Source organism: Burkholderia sola (assembly GCF_905400185.1).
Classification (GTDB): domain Bacteria; phylum Pseudomonadota; class Gammaproteobacteria; order Burkholderiales; family Burkholderiaceae; genus Burkholderia; species Burkholderia sola.
Map to the genome: position 1 here is coordinate 1,332,248 of NZ_FR989677.1, position 15,236 is coordinate 1,347,483.

Genomic DNA, 15,236 nt, shown 5'->3' on the forward strand with positions numbered 1-15,236 from the left:
CGCTCCTGCCATGTGCCATGCTTACCCGGTCGTTGCCGTCTGATCGTCGACCGGCGCATCCGGCGCGCGCGGCGCTTCGCCGGCGCGCTGGATCCACCCGCCGCCGAGTGCGCGGTACAGATCGACCAGGTTCGTCCAGCGCGCCAGGCGCGCGCTGATCAGCGACTGCTGCGCGGCGTACAGATCCGTCTGCGCGGTCAGCACCGACAGATAGCTGTCCACACCGTTCTTGTAACGCAGGTCCGACAGGTCGAAGCGACGCTGCTGCGCGTGCTCGTTGCGCTCCAATGCCGCGATCTGCTGATCGTACGTGCCGCGTGCGGCAAGCCCGTCCGACACTTCGCGGAACGCCGACTGGATCGCCTTCTCGTAGTTCGCGATCTCGATGCGCTTCTGCACGTGCGCGAGATCGAGGTTCGCGATGTTCTGCCCGCCCTCGAAGATCGGCAGCGCGATGTTCGGCGCGAACGACCACGCCGCCGTGCCGGCCTTGAACAGGCCGCCCAGCGTCGGGCTCGCGGTGCCGAATGCGGCCGTCAGCGAGATACGCGGGAAGAACGCCGCGCGCGCCGCGCCGATGTTCGCGTTCGCGGCCAGCAGCGTCTGCTCGGCCTGCATCACGTCCGGACGACGCGTCAGCAGATCCGACGGCAACCCGGCCGGCACGTCCGTCAGCAGGTTCTGCGCGTCGAGCGGCATGCCCGCCGGCAGATCGTCCGGCAGCGGCTCGCCGATCAGCAGCACCAGCGCGTTCAGCGCCTGTGCGCGCGCACGTGCCTGCGCCTGCTGGTTCGCGAGCGCCGTCTCGACTACCGTCTGCGCCTGACGCAGCTCGAGCTCGGAGCCCGTGCCGTTGTCGAATTGCAGCTTGGTCAGGTCGTACGACGCCTGCGCGGTCTTCAGCGTGTCCTCCGTGACCTTCAGCAGGTCATCGGTCGACAGCAGCGTCAGGTACTGATCCGCCACCTGCGACACCAGCGAGATCTCCGACGCCTGCCGCGCGTACGACGTCGACAGGTACTGCGCGAGCGCCTGGTCCTTCAGGCTCTGCACGCGGCCGAACAGATCGAGCTCCCACGACGCCGACAATCCGACGTTGTAGGTGCGCGAAATCAGCGGCTGGCCCGTCTGCGATACACCTGCCGGGAAACGCTGGATGCTGCCCGTGCCCGTCCCGTCGAGCGTCGGGAACAGCCCCGCACGCGTGATCTGGTACTGCGCACGCGCGGCCTCGACGTTCAGCACCGACACGCGCAGGTCGCGGTTGTTTTTCAGCGCGATCTCGATCAGCCGCTGCAGGCGTGGATCGACGAAGAATTCGCGCCAGCCGATGGCAGTCGCCGCCTGGCCGTTCGCGCTGCGCGCGCCGGCCGCGCCCGGCTGCGTCGCGTAGACGCCGCCGGCCGGGTACGCCTGCGCGACGGGCGCGTCGGGCCGCGTGTAATGCGGCGCCATCGTGCAGCCCGCGGCAAACAGCGCGGCAGCCAGTGCGGCCGCGGTGGCAGTCAAAACATGTTTTTGCATCGTTACTGCCCCTTCGAATCGTGTGCGTCGTCGCGACCGCGCTGCAGGTCGCCCTGCACGAGACGCCATGCGTCGTCGACGTTTTCCGTTTCGCCGCTGAAGATCGCACGAACCCGCACGAAGAACATCGGGATCATGAAAATGGCGAGGAACGTCGCGGTGATCATCCCACCGATCACGCCCGTGCCGATCGCGTGCTGGCTCGCCGAGCCCGCGCCGTTGCTGATCGCGAGCGGCAGCACGCCGAGCATGAACGCGAGCGACGTCATCAGGATCGGACGCAGCCGCAGGCGCGCCGCCTCGATCGCCGCGCGCACCGGCCCCATGTTCCCGCCCGCCTGCAGTTCGCGTGCGAACTCGACGATCAGGATCGCGTTCTTCGCGGACAAACCGACGGTCGTCAGCAGGCCGACCTGGAAGAACACGTCGTTCTCGAGGCCGCGCAGCATCGTCGCGAGCAGTGCGCCGACCACGCCGAGCGGCACGACCATGATCACCGAGAACGGGATCGACCAGCTTTCATACAGCGCCGCGAGACACAGGAACACGACGAGAATCGAGATCGCGTACAGGATCGGCGCCTGCGAGCCGGACTGGATTTCCTGGAACGACAGCCCCGTCCACGAATAGCCGATGCCTTCCGGCAGCTTGCTCGCGAGCGCTTCCATCGCGGCCATCGCCTGCCCCGTCGACTTGCCTTCCGCGGCCTGCCCCTGGATCTCGATCGACGACACGCCGTTGTAACGCTCGAGCTTCGGCGACCCGTAGATCCAGTGGCCGGTCGAGAACGCGCTGAACGGCACCATCCCGCCCGCGCTGTTGCGCACGTACCAGATGTTCATGTCTTCGGGCGTCATCCGGAACGGCGCGTCCGACTGTACGTACACCTTCTTGATCCGGCCGTCGGTATCGAGGAAGTTGTTCACGTACTGCGACGCCCACGCGATCGAAAACGTCTGGTCGATCGCCGCGGCCGTCACGCCGAGCGCGTTCGCCTTCTCGCGATCGATGTCGACCTTGTACTGCGGCGTATCGTTCAGGCCGTTCGGACGCACGAGCGCCAGCGCCGGATCCTTCGCTGCCATCCCGAGCAACTGGCCGCGCGCGGCCATCAGCGCTTCGTGACCGAGGCCGGCGTTGTCCGTCAGCTCGAAGTCGAAGCCCGCAGCGGTACCGAGTTCGGGAATCGACGGCGGGTTGAACGGAATCACCATCCCGTCCTTATACGTCGAATAGTGCGCGAAGGTCCGGCCGATCAGCGCCTGCACCTTCTGGTCCGAACGCTGGCGCTGCTCGTACGGTTTCAGCTTCACGAACACGAGGCCCGCATTCTGGCCGCGGCCCGCGAAGCTGAAGCCGTTGACCGTGAACACCGAGTCGACCACCTCCTTCTCGGCGGTGGTCAGGTACGTGTTGATGTTGTCGAGCGTCTTGCCGGTCGTTTCCTGCGTGGAGCCGGACGGCGTCTGCACGATCATGAACATGTAGCCCTGGTCTTCATCGGGCAGGAACGACTTCGGCAGCCGCGCGAACATCACGCCGACCGCGAGGAACACGGCCAGGTAGATCACGAGCCAGCGGCCGGAGCGCTTGATCACATGGTTCACGCCGCTCGTATAGCGATCGCGGCTGCGATCGAACGTCCGGTTAAACCACCCGAAGAAGCCCTTCTTCTCTTCGTGATGCCCCTTCTCGATCGGCTTCAGGATCGTCGCGCACAGTGCCGGCGTCAGGATCAACGCGACGAGCACCGACAACACCATCGCCGACACGATCGTCAGCGAGAACTGACGATAGATCGCGCCGACCGAGCCGCCCGAGAACGCCACCGGCACGAACACCGCCGACAGCACGAGCGCGACGCCGACGAGTGCGCCGGTGATCTGGCTCATCGCCTTGCGGGTCGCCTCCTTCGGCGACAGCCCTTCTTCGGCCATCACGCGCTCGACGTTCTCGACCACCACGATCGCATCGTCGACCAGCAGGCCGATCGCGAGCACGAGCCCGAACATCGACAACGTGTTGATCGAGAAGCCGGCGAGACCCATGATCGCGAACGTGCCGAGCAGCACGACCGGCACCGCGATCGTCGGGATGATCGTCGCCCGCAGGTTCTGCAGGAACAGGTACATCACGAGGAACACGAGCACGATGCCCTCGATCAGCGTCTTGACCACTTCCTCGATCGACAGGCGCACGAACGGCGTGGTGTCGTACGGGTAGTGCACGACGAGGCCATGCGGGAAGTACTTCGACAGCTCGTCGATCTTGGCCCGCAGCGCGTTCGCGGTCGCCAGCGCGTTCGCGCCGGTCGCGAGCTGGATGCCGAGGCCGGCCGTCGGTTGCCCCATGTACTTCGTGTCGAACGTGTAGTTTTCCGAACCGAGCGCCGCGCGGCCGACGTCCTTCAAGCGAACCTGCGAGCCGTCCTGGTTGACCTTCAGCAGGATGTTGCCGAACTGCTCGGGCGTGCGCAGCAGCGTCGATTCGGTGATCGTCGCCTGCAGCACGGTGCCTGGCTTCGCCGGCGTGCCGCCGATCTGGCCGCCCGCGATCTGCACGTTCTGCTGCGTGATCGCGGCCGTCACGTCGGTCGGCGTGAGGCTGTAGTTGGTCAGCTTGACGGGGTCGAGCCAGATCCGCATCGAGAACTGCGAACCGAGCAGCAGCGTCTGGCCGACGCCGTTCACGCGGCTCAGCGGATCGAGCACGTGCGAGGCCACGTAGTTCGTCAGGTCCTCCTTCGACATCCGGCCGTCCTCGGAGTTGAACGCGAACCACATCAGCCAGTTGCTGCTCGACTTCGTGACCTGCATGCCGAGCTGCTGCACGACCTGCGGCAGGTTCGGCGTCGCGAGCGACAGCTTGTTCTGCACCTGCACCTGCGCGACGTCCGGATTCGTGCCCGGCGAGAAGGTCAGCGTGATCGTCGCGTTGCCCGAGTCGTCACTCGTCGACGACATGTAAAGGAAGTTGTCGAGCCCGCTCATCTGCTGCTCGATCACCTGCGTCACCGTGTCTTCCACCGTCTTCGCGGAAGCGCCCGGGTAGTTCGCCTGGATCTGGATCGTCGGCGGTGCGATCGTCGGATACTGCGCGATCGGCATCTTGAAGATCGATGCGACGCCGGCCAGCATCAGCACGATCGCGATCACCCACGCGAAGATCGGGCGATCGATAAAGAACTTGGCCATGAAACGGACTCCCTGTTATTGCGCGCTCGACGCGGCGGCCGAACTCGCTGCGGCACTGGCCGCGGTAGTTGCCGCGGTAGTCGCCGGCGCGGCGCTTGCCGAGGTGGCGGATGCGGCATCCGGCGCCGGGGCGAGCTGCGCGGCGACGGTCTTCACCGTCGCGCCCGGGCGCACCTTGTCGACGCCTTGCACGATCACGTGATCTCCTGCCTGCAGACCGCCTTCGACGACCCAGTTCTGGCCGTACGTGCCGGTCGTCGTCAACGGACGCATCTCGACCTTGTTGGCCGCGGTCACGACCAGTGCGATCGCCTGCCCCTTCTGGTCGTGCGTGACGCCGATCTGCGGCACCAGGAACGCGTTCTCGTTCACGCCTTCCTCGATCCGTGCGCGCACGAACATCCCCGGCAGCAGCACGCGGCCGGGGTTCGGGAACACCGCGCGGATCGTCACCGAGCCGGTGGTCTGGTCGACCGTCACGTCCGAGAACTGCAGCTTGCCGGCTTCCGAATAGGTCTTGCCGTCTTCGAGGATCAGCGACACCTTCGCCGCGCCCGGGCCGCTCGTCTTCAGGCGGCCGCTCTGCACGTCCTGACGCAGCTTCAGCCCTTCGAGGCTCGACTGCGTGAGGTCGACGTACACCGGATCGAGCTGCTGCACGGTCGACATCAGCGTCGCCTGGCTCGCCTGCACGTATGCGCCCGGCGTCACCTGCGAGATGCCGACGCGGCCGCTGATCGGCGACACGACGTCCGTATAGCCGAGGTTGATCTGCGCGGTGTCGACCGCCGCCTTGCCGGCCGCGACGTCCGCAGCGGCCTGGCCTTGCGTGGCGACCGCGTTGTCGTAGTCCTGCTTGCTGACCGCGTTCGCCGCGACCAGCACCTTGTAGCGCGCGACCAGCGCGTTCTGCGTGACGAGGTTCGCCTGCGCCTTCGCGAGCGTCGCCTTCGCGCTGTTCAGCGCGGCGATGTACGGCGCCGGATCGATCTTGTAGAGACGCTGACCGGCCTTGACGTCGGTGCCTTCGGTGAATTCGCGGCGCAGCACGATGCCGTCGACCCGCGCGCGGACCTGCGCGACGAGGAATGCACTGGTGCGGCCCGGCAGCTCGGTCACCGCGGGCACGGCTTGCGGCTGGACGGTGACGACGCCGACTTCCGGCGTTGGCGGCGGCGGCGCCGCTTCTTTTTTCCCGCACGCGGCCAGGAAAACGGCAGCCGTTGCGGCAGTGATTAAGCGGTATGGAACCCGTTCGACGCGCATGGAGCGACCTCTCACAATTAGACGACCTTCAATGGGAATCACCAGATCTCCTCATGGCCCTGACGCGCGGCGAACCTGAAGGGTCCTGTCCGCCGCGGATGCGGACACGTGTTGCGGGTGTGCGTTGCACCCGGCGGAGCGTTCGTTCGCCGAACTGCTTCCGAAAAAGAACGGCGAGCCCGCTGCCTCGGCGGGATCGCGTTGCCATGGGTTCTGCCAGACTGCTAGCGCGCGGGTCGGAATGCAGCGCCGGCGAATTCGATGAACGCGCGCGCGGCGGCCGGCAGACGTGCGGCACGCGCATGCGCAAGCTTCAACGTGACGGGCGCGAGCAGATGGAGCGGGGCCACGCGCACCAGCGTGCCGGCCGCCAGATCGGCGTCGACGAGATACGCGGGCAGCACCGCCGCCCCCATGCCGGCCACGGCCAGCCGCCGTGCCATCTCGAGATGGCCGACGCCCGTATTGCCGGGCGCGACGCCGGATCGAATCCCGGCCGCGTGGTCGTCGTCGGCCGCCGGCAACTCGAGCCGCACGGTCGCGATGTCCGGCCAGTCGCCGGACGCAGCCGCGCCGCCGTGCGCGGCGACATAATCGGGCGCCGCGACGCGCACGGATTCGTACGCGGCCAGCGTATGCAATGCGTGCGCGCCGGACACTGGCATCCCGTCGGTCAGGAACGCGACGTCGATGTCTTCGGTAGTCAGGTCGACGTGGGCATCGGTCAGCGTCACGGTCGGCCGCACGTCCGGAAACCGGTGCACGAAACGATCGAGCAGCGCGCTCAGCTGGCTGAGCCCGAACGCGACCGGCGCGGCCACGCGCAATACGCCTTCCGGCTTGCTGCCCATCGCGACGAAACGGCCGTCGATCTCGTCGATCGCACCGAGAATCCGCTCGACGCGCGCGAGATACAGCTCGCCGATTTCCGTCAGCGACTGGTGGCTCGTGCTGCGTTGAAGCAGGCGCGCGCCGAGGCGCGTCTCGAGCGCATCGACCAGTCGGCTGGCCATCGCCGTCGACACGCGCAACCGCGTCGCCGCCCGGCGAAACCCGCCTTCCCTTGCCACCGTCACGAATGCCCGAATCGATTGAAGTTGGTCCATTTGTCCGGATTTCCCTGCGCGGACGACTGCCCGTCCATCTGCACCCGACGCCGCGCCACAGCCGGCCCGCATCGGCCCGGCCAATGCGGCGGCCCCGACACCGGCTCCGCCGGGTCGGTCGACACGCTCGCGACGAGCACGCGTCGGCTTGCAACGGACGCAAGCCGGCCTCGGCAAGCCCGATGCACGATCGTTCAATAGCAGTCCTGAGTCTTTCCCGGCGATTCGCGGCGGCAACGCGCGCGGCAAGGCCGGCGGCGTCCGCGCATCACGCGGACGGTGTTGCCCGTATCGTCCGGGCACGCTGAATCGCATTTCCTTCAGCAGGTGCAATGGTAGGGAAACCGCCGGAAAATGGCTTGCCCGATCCTGCGATTGTTTTGCCTTAATTTCCGAATTTGTGCGTCGCACACCCTGCCACGACAGGCGACGCGGCCGCCGATCATGCAGGTCCGGATGATCGGGCTAATTTCGGACAGTTTTAGGCAATCCCGCGCACGCAACTGGCCGTACGATGTGACCGCCATGCCTGCACGCCGGCAGCGAATCGCAGCGCACGCACGGCATCGCCCGCTCCGCCAACCGCTCACGCAACATGGAAATCGACGCCCGAACGCCGACCCAACCGCGCCATCCACCGGATCACGATGCCCGGTCGCCAGCCCGATCGCCCGCTGCCCGGCTGGCGGCGCTGATCGCCGTGTACGCGCCGCACGACGGCATGTTCGACCTTCCGCTGCGCGGCATGCGTGTCGCGCGCGCGTCCGCGCTGCCGCCGCAGTGGAACCACGGCGTGCACCACGCGTGCCTGAGCATCGTCGGGCAAGGCGCGAAGTCGATGCGGGTCGGCGACGATACCTACACGATCGACGAATCGCGGATGCTGGTCGCCACCGCCGACCTCCCCGTGACCGGACGCGTGACGCGCGCGAACCCCGCCGAGCCGTTCCTTTACGCGCAACTCGCACTCGATCCGCACCGCATCGCGGCGCTCACGCCCGTCGTCTTTCCGCGCGGGCTGCCGAAAGCCGTCGACTACCGCGCGCTCGACACGCTCGACGCGACGCCCGAAATCGTCGACGCCGTCGCGCGGCTGATGCAACTGATCGCACAACCGGACGACCTCGACCTCCTCGCACCGCTGATCGTCGACGAAATCCTCATCCGGCTGCTGCGCGGCCCGTCGGGCGCGCGCATCGCGCAGATCGGCGACGCCGGTTCGACGACCCAGCGCATCTCGCGCGCCGTCGCATGGATTCGCGATCACTATCTCGATCCGATGGCGGTCGACACGCTCGCGCGACGGGTGGAGATGAGCCCGTCGACCTTCCACCATCATTTCCGTGCGGTCACGTCGATGAGTCCGTTGCAATGCCAGAAGGTGCTGCGGCTGCAGGAGGCGCGCCGCCTGATGTGCGTGTCGGCGATGGATGCGCGGCAGGCGTGCCGCAGCGTCGGCTACGTGAGCGCGTCGCAGTTCAGCCGTGAATACGCACGGCTGTTCGGCGACGCACCGGGCCGCGACGTCGCTCGGCTGCGCGGCGAAGCGGTGCCGCTGTCGCGCGTCGCACCATGAACGCGAATCGCAAGAAAACGCTTTCATAAGGACGTGCCGGGAACACGGGCATCATTGTCCAACCGGTCCGCGCACATGCATGCGTCGCCTGCCTTTAATGCAGGACTGCGAATTATTTCAGTTGACCCGAAAGACAGTGCGCGGTACTCACGTATCGATCATGCGTGAATCAGGACTGACGAGACGCGCAGCAAGCGTTCAACGCGGCCTCGTCGGCGGCCAGCATCTCGGGCACGCATTCCCGCAGGAAATCGACGAACGTGCGGATCTTCGCATCGAGATACTGACGCGACGCATACAGCGTATAGACCGTCAGCTTCTGCAACCGGTAATCGGGCAGCACGCGCACCAGCGCGCCGCTCGCGAGCGCGGGCAGCGCAGCCGACATCGGCAGCGGGCCGATCCCGAGCCCCGCGCGCAGCGCGGCGCCGAGCGCATCGGCGATATTCACCTGGAAATCGGGCACCGACAGTTCGAACGTTTCGCGGCCGTTCGGGCCGTCGAGATGCCAGCGGTCGCGCGGAAACAGCGACGTGACGAGCCGCAGGCACGCATGCCCGGCGAGATCGCTCACCGCGCGCGGCGTGCCGCGCGCCTTCAGGTAGGCAGGCGACGCGCACAGCACGCTGCCCACGTCGCCGAGCCGCTGCGATACCAGCCCGGAATCGGGCAGCTCCGTCGTGCTCAACTGCAGCGACACGTCGTAGCCTTCGTCGATGATGTCAGGCACGTGCTGCGACAGCGTCAGCTCGACCGCGACCGACGGATAGCGTTCGCGGTAGCGCACGACCGCGGGCACCACGTAGGACTGGCCGAAACTCGTCGTCGCGTGGACGTGCAGCCGTCCGGACGGCTTCACCTGTGCATCGGCCGCCTCGGCTTCCGCTTCGTCGATATAGCCGAGGATGCGCTGGCAGCGGTCGAGATAGCGCTGCCCGGCGTCGGTCAGTGCGATGCGGCGCGTGCTGCGGTTCAGCAGGCGCGTGCGCAGATGCGTTTCGAGTTGCGCGACCGAACGCGACGCGTAGGCCGTCGTGATGTCCAGGCGCTGGGCCGCGCTCGTGAAGCTGCCCTCTTCCGCGACCCGGACGAAAATGCGCATCATCTGTAACGTGTCCATCGACCTGTCCCCGCGATTGTCACGTCGCGCCGTCGTGCGGCCAGGGTGCCGGCAGCGCTGGCACACGCCGGTCTGGCGCGAATTGTGCGGAACAGTACAGCAGCGGTGCAGGCGTGTCCAGTTCGCCGTAGGCGGCACGATCCGGATGCCGAATCGTGCTGCGAAGCCGCTCACCGAGCGGCATCCGGGCCGGGCGGACATGCGTATGGAGGGATCGACAGGCCAACCGCAGCGATCGGCAAAAGCTACCCGCCGACCACGATCGCGCTCTCGATCGACACCCTGTGCATCTCGCGCGTTACGCGACGCCCGCCGCATCGAACGGATTGCGCAACACGATCGTGTCGTCGCGCTCCGCGCCGGTCGTGATCATCGACACCGGCGCGCCCGCCACGGCTTCGATGCGCGCGATGAAAGCCTGCGCGGCGCGCGGCAGCGCCGCACGCTCGCGCACGCCCTGCACGGAGCCTTGCCAGCCTTCGAACCGTTCGTAGAGCGGCTTCGCGCGCGACTGCGCATCGAGGCTCGCGGGCAAATGATCGACGCGCGCGCCGTCGAATTCGTAACCGACGCACAGCGCGATCGACTCGAAACCATCGAGCACGTCGAGCTTGGTCAGCGCCAGCGACTCGATGCCCGAGATCCTGACGGCCTGACGCAGTTGCGCGGCATCGAGCCATCCGCAGCGTCGCGGCCGGCCGGTGTTGACGCCGAACTCCTGTCCGCGCGTACGCAGCGTTTCGCCGGTCACGTCAGTCAGCTCGGTGAGGAACGGGCCGCCGCCGACCCGCGTCGCATACGCCTTCGTCACGCCCAGCACGTGGCCGAGCTTCGCTGCCCCGAGCCCGGTGCCGGCCGCCGCGGCCGATGCCACGGTGCCCGACGACGTCACGAACGGATAGGTGCCCCAGTCGATGTCCAGCATCACGGCCTGAGAGCCCTCGAACAGGATGCGCTCGCCGCGATCGGTCGCGTCGTTGAGGTCGGCCCAGACCGGACGCACGAACGGCAGGATCTTCGGCGCAAGCGCAACCAGCGTCGCCAGCATCGCGTCGCGATCGTACTCGTCGAGCCCCAGGCCGCGGAACCACGCGTTGTGATGGTCGACGAGCACGTCGAGTTTGGCGGCGAGCCCGCCCGGTTCGGCGAGATCGCCGACGCGCAGCCCGCGACGCCCGACCTTGTCCTCGTAGGCCGGCCCGATCCCGCGCAGCGTGGTGCCGATGGGTTCGCGGCGCAAACGCTCCTGCGCCTCGTCGATCGCGCGGTGAATCGGCAGCACCAGCGTCGCGTTCTCGGCGATCGACAGGTTGTCCGGCGTCACCGACAGCCCGAGTTCGGCCATCCGCCCGGTTTCCGCGAGCAGCGCTTCCGGATCGAGCGCCACGCCGTTGCCGATCACGCCGCGCTTGCCGCGCACGATGCCGCTCGGCAGCAGTGCCAGCTTGTACGTGTTGCCGCCGACGACCAGCGTGTGGCCCGCGTTGTGGCCGCCGTTGTAGCGTGCGACGACATCGGCCTGCGCCGCCAACCAGTCCACGACGCGCCCCTTGCCTTCGTCGCCCCATTGGGCGCCCACGACCACCACGTTCGGCATGCTCCGTACTCCATGTGAGAAATTCAGACACTCGGTCGGCCCGGTTGGCCGTTTGTGTGCCATATTGACGGAGCCGAATCACCCGATCAAACGATTAAACCTGAACCATCGTGTGAGTAAATTTCACGCGAAACGATGCAATGGCCCGACGACTCCCTCCGTTGAATTCGCTGCGCGCGTTCGAAGCCGCCGCGCGGCTCGGCAGCTTCACGCTGGCCGCCGACGAGCTGTGCGTCACGCACGGCGCGATCAGCCGGCACGTGCAACAACTGGAAGCGTGGCTCGGGCGGCCGCTGTTCGAACGCCACAACCGGCGCGTCGAACTGACCGCGGCCGGCCGCGCGTACCTCGCCGAGGTCGGCGCTTCGTTCGACCGGATCGCACTTGCCACCGCGCAGCATTTCGGCCACGCGCAGCAGCGCGTGCTGCGCGTCAGCGCGCCCGCGACGTTCTCGCTGCGCTGGCTCGTCCCGAAGCTGTCGTCGTTCCAGGTCGGGCATCCGGCCATCGAGGTGCGGCTGTCGACGTCGAACGAGCCGATCGACAAGCTGCGCGACAAGGTCGACCTGATCGTTCGCGGCGGCCCGCAGGCCATCGACGGGTACGTTGCGGAGGAATTCCTGTCCGAAGTCCGGCTGCCGGTGTGTGCGCCGAAGTTGCTGGAGGGCCGGTCGCTCGAGACGCCTGCCGATCTCGCCGGCTTCACGCTGCTGCACGCGGCAACCTATCCGGGCATGTGGCCGGAATGGCTCGCGGCGGCCGGGCACCCGAACCTCGTCCCGCGGCACTCGCTCACGCTCGAGCATTTCTACCTGACGCTGCAAGGCGCGCTCGACGGGCTCGGCGTCGCGATGGGCCCGATCGCGCTGGTCGCCGACGACATCGCCGAAGGCCGGCTCGTGCAGCCGTTCAGCGAACCGGCGCTGCCGCCGTGGCGCTACTTTACATATGTGGCGTCCGCGCGAGCGGACGACGACGCCGTACGCGCGTTCAAGGACTGGCTAAAGGCAACGGGAAGCGCGACTGCGTCGGGCGAGCGGCGCTGAGCGCCCGCGCCTGTGTGTCGTGCATCTTCACGACATGCAGGATTCCGAATCGAATTGAATAAACGTGCGGAACGTGTTTGCCTTCGTGCATCGCGCGATCGCGACGCACGCGGCAAGCCGCGGACCGAATCGCGGCTTGCCGCCGGACGACGCTTACTGGCTTGCGGCGCCGGCCTTCTTCTCCGCGTTCTGCAGGTTCTGCGGATAGTTCGGATCATTGGCCGCCGGCTTGTAACCGGCGTCTTCGAGTTTCTTCAGCTCGGCGGTGTTCTTCGCACGCGCAGCCTTGCGCTCGGCTTTGCGTTTGGCCTTGGCCGCCTTGCGCGCTTCGCTCTTCGCGGCCTTGGCGTCCTGTGCAGCCGGCGCGCTTGCGGTTTCCTGTGCAAAGGCCGGAACGGCCGAGCCGAACAGGAAAGCGGCTGCGGTAGCAGCCAGCGTGAGTTTTCTGATCTGGATTCGCATCGCTGAACTCTCTTTTTTGATGACCATCACGGTTTGAAAAACCATCGAGATACCGCCCCTGCCCTGACCAGTCGTCATGTCGCGGTCAGGACTTGAGCATCATAACCGTGTCGCAGAAATTGTGGCGTCAACGTGCTGACGGAATTGGGGATACACGTATGGGAGACAACGCGATTGGTGCGCTCGAGGTCGGGCGCCGCGGTACTCGACGCGGTGCGAGGCGCCGACGCGTGTTTCACTGGTGGCGATATCGATACGCTCATGCACTCATGCGCGACGTGAGGATCGTCGTGCTTGCACGATCACCGCAGCAGCAGTCGATCCATGCGTCACGTTATCGTTCGATGCGGCTCGAGCGACGGTTCCTCCCATAAACGACCACGATTCGTTTCTTCGGCGGTCAGGAGGGTTACGTTGCGTCGTTGCGGCGTGCGGTGATCTGTTCGGTACCGCTTGCCGCACTGTGATGCAGAAGGTTGTCTGTGTGTGGAGGCAAAGCGGGTTGTCGATCCGTAGGTCTGACAAAAAAGGCGGGGCGGCGCAAGCGGTGAAGACGTCGGCCCGATGGACTGCACGAATGCGCTGAAACTGATCATGAGCGAGCAGCGCTCGTCGGGTGGATATGCCCATGGCCGTGAAGCCTATCCGTCTGTGCAACCGTGCTTGCCGACGCTGAAGCGCCACACAAGGATGCCGATCGTTTCCCGTTTGCTCCCATCGATGGTTCCTTATGTGGATGAGGCTGCGATCTACACAGCTTGCTTATACCTGTGCCACCGCCTATCGGTGAGCTTTTACGGGACTCTGCTTTTTCGGAAGGTGAGCATATTCGGGAGCATCGGGGAATTCGATTGCGGTGAGCTGCGGCACCGACAGCACCTTCACGTTGGTTCGCAACGATGTCGACGGACACAGCATGGCTTGCCGGGCGGCACTCCAAAGGTAGAAAAACTGACCGGACGTGGGATGGAAACAGCCGGGATCGGATTCCGTCGGGCACAGTCCACAGGCTAAATTTGGCGAGCGGCATCACAGGCGATCGACAAAAACTTGTCCATAGACGGGGCAGCGCGAGTACAAAAAACCATTCACGGGCAGTCCAGGATGATTTCGAACTGCTGTGGACGAAGCGACGCGATTCGCTGCGCTCGTCAGTCATGGTGCCGAGGGTGCCATGGGGCACATTTTTGGGTCCCATAAACGGGAACCTCTACGCCGAAACTACGCATTTCCTCCCATAAGTTTCTACGTTTCGGCGTTTGTGAGTGGGTACTCACCTCTTCGGGAGGCCTTGTCAGGCCTGGAGCCTTCCTGGAGCGGTGTGTCAAACAGAGCCGAGTCGGCCTGGATCGCAGGATCTGAACGCCTTGCGTCCCACAGACGACTCCCATTGGTAGCGGTTTATGGGGTTCGTCTTTCTGTGCAAGCACACGTGTGTTTACATCTTTGGTAAACCACGTTTACTTCTTTAACTACTTTTAGACGGCTCACAGCCTTGTCTGGCAAGGGTTTGAGGGGTGTTCGGTACCCATTTATGGGAGCACAGGTGGAAGGGTTTGGGGTTTCAGGTCTGTGGATTTGGGGGTTGGGGTACCGTGTTGTGGGGAATCCGGGTTGTGGATATGGGGCGAACGTATCCGGTTATGGGAAATCGACCGTCAATCGCGCTCGGTAGTCGTCTATGGGAACACAGGAAGGTAGCCTTTTATGGGGGGCTTTTCTCGGTTGGTAGTCCGATGCGTGCACAGTGATTTTCTTCGGGTAGCCGGTTATGGGAAATCTGAAAGGTACCTATTTATGGGAGTCGGTCTCAGTCAATTTGCTGCCCTTTGCTCGGGGACGCCGTGAAGCTTTCCCATAGACAGGGCTAAGGCCACGGACAGGTTACCGTCTATGGGGAAAACGAATGGTTGCCGTTTATGGGAGCGATTTCCACCTTCAATCCGGAAAGCAGCTGCGTCGACCCCGGTGACAGGTAGCCTCCTATGGGAAACGACAAAGGTAGCCTGTTATGGGAGAAAAAGGCGGCTGTGTTGCGGGGCACCACAAATCTTCCCGGCGATCTCGATTCCGTCCGTTTGCCCCCATGGATGGGTACCTTCGTATGGCAATTCTTGTGCCGGGTTGCCCTGTCGAGCCAGGAAAGGTAGCGGCTTTTGGGAGGTATTTTGATCAAAAGGTAGACGGATATGGGGCTCTGAACAAATCGTGAAACACGGATTTCTCATTACGTGTCAGATAGTTAGCTCATATAGTGAAAGTGATGCTTGAGCAAGGGCGTTGCTCCGTGGCGCGAAAAGGTATAAAGTCCGCTCTCAATAAGGCAACCTTACCCGGACACCACG

Annotated in this window: 9 protein-coding genes; 2 read left to right on the plus strand and 7 right to left on the minus strand. The window is 65.5% G+C overall.

Annotation, left to right across the window (positions count from 1 at the left end):
* Positions 1-21: 21 nt before the first annotated feature.
* The 4 genes from KR541_RS35870 to KR541_RS35885 all read right to left on the minus strand — a co-directional run bounded on the left by KR541_RS35870 (position 22) and on the right by KR541_RS35885 (position 7,090).
* A complete protein-coding gene (locus KR541_RS35870; protein WP_216090211.1) occupies positions 22-1,524 on the minus strand; it encodes an efflux transporter outer membrane subunit in 1,503 nt (500 codons plus the stop codon).
* 2 nt (positions 1,525-1,526) lie between these two features.
* A complete protein-coding gene (locus tag KR541_RS35875; RefSeq protein WP_050015697.1) occupies positions 1,527-4,718 on the minus strand; it encodes an efflux RND transporter permease subunit in 3,192 nt (1,063 codons plus the stop codon).
* Between the two features lie 15 nt (positions 4,719-4,733).
* Positions 4,734-5,984: an efflux RND transporter periplasmic adaptor subunit gene (locus KR541_RS35880; RefSeq protein ID WP_050015696.1), complete on the minus strand. Its 1,251-nt coding sequence runs from the start codon at positions 5,982-5,984 to the stop codon at positions 4,734-4,736.
* A 224-nt stretch (positions 5,985-6,208) separates the two neighbouring features.
* Entirely contained in the window at positions 6,209-7,090 is an 882-nt protein-coding gene (locus KR541_RS35885) for a LysR family transcriptional regulator (protein ID WP_050015694.1), read from the minus strand.
* A gap of 721 nt (positions 7,091-7,811) precedes the next feature.
* On the opposite strand from KR541_RS35885, the gene KR541_RS35890 reads away from it, so the two are divergent.
* Positions 7,812-8,666, plus strand: coding sequence for an AraC family transcriptional regulator (locus KR541_RS35890; RefSeq protein ID WP_239469029.1), 855 nt, complete (start codon positions 7,812-7,814; stop codon positions 8,664-8,666).
* A gap of 169 nt (positions 8,667-8,835) precedes the next feature.
* Here the strand turns inward: KR541_RS35890 and KR541_RS35895 are convergent, their stop codons facing one another.
* Entirely contained in the window at positions 8,836-9,786 is a 951-nt protein-coding gene (locus KR541_RS35895) for a LysR family transcriptional regulator (protein WP_204384704.1), read from the minus strand.
* Positions 9,787-10,084: 298 nt separating this feature from the next.
* A complete protein-coding gene (locus tag KR541_RS35900; protein ID WP_209938503.1) occupies positions 10,085-11,383 on the minus strand; it encodes an adenylosuccinate synthase in 1,299 nt (432 codons plus the stop codon).
* A 140-nt stretch (positions 11,384-11,523) separates the two neighbouring features.
* Between KR541_RS35900 and gcvA the strand changes: the two genes are divergently transcribed.
* Positions 11,524-12,429, plus strand: coding sequence for a transcriptional regulator GcvA (gcvA, locus tag KR541_RS35905; RefSeq protein ID WP_089490163.1), 906 nt, complete (start codon positions 11,524-11,526; stop codon positions 12,427-12,429).
* Between the two features lie 153 nt (positions 12,430-12,582).
* On the opposite strand, the gene KR541_RS35910 is transcribed toward gcvA, so the two are convergent.
* The gene (locus KR541_RS35910) at positions 12,583-12,891 is read right to left on the minus strand and encodes a DUF4148 domain-containing protein (protein ID WP_124651852.1); all 309 of its coding nucleotides are present in this window, start codon (positions 12,889-12,891) and stop codon (positions 12,583-12,585) included.
* Between the last annotated feature and the right edge of the window lie 2,345 nt (positions 12,892-15,236).

Excerpts from the sequence above, each read along its gene's own strand:
- KR541_RS35875 (WP_050015697.1), bottom strand. The coding sequence starts at position 4,718 with ATGGCCAAGTTCTTTATCGATCGCCCGATCTTCGCGTGGGTGATCGCG.
- KR541_RS35870 (WP_216090211.1), bottom strand. The coding sequence starts at position 1,524 with ATGCAAAAACATGTTTTGACTGCCACCGCGGCCGCACTGGCTGCCGCG.
- gcvA (WP_089490163.1), top strand. The coding sequence starts at position 11,524 with ATGGCCCGACGACTCCCTCCGTTGAATTCGCTGCGCGCGTTCGAAGCC.
- KR541_RS35890 (WP_239469029.1), top strand. The coding sequence starts at position 7,812 with ATGTTCGACCTTCCGCTGCGCGGCATGCGTGTCGCGCGCGCGTCCGCG.
- KR541_RS35900 (WP_209938503.1), bottom strand. The coding sequence starts at position 11,383 with ATGCCGAACGTGGTGGTCGTGGGCGCCCAATGGGGCGACGAAGGCAAG.
- KR541_RS35910 (WP_124651852.1), bottom strand. The coding sequence starts at position 12,891 with ATGCGAATCCAGATCAGAAAACTCACGCTGGCTGCTACCGCAGCCGCT.
- KR541_RS35895 (WP_204384704.1), bottom strand. The coding sequence starts at position 9,786 with ATGGACACGTTACAGATGATGCGCATTTTCGTCCGGGTCGCGGAAGAG.
- KR541_RS35885 (WP_050015694.1), bottom strand. The coding sequence starts at position 7,090 with ATGGACCAACTTCAATCGATTCGGGCATTCGTGACGGTGGCAAGGGAA.
- KR541_RS35880 (WP_050015696.1), bottom strand. The coding sequence starts at position 5,984 with ATGCGCGTCGAACGGGTTCCATACCGCTTAATCACTGCCGCAACGGCT.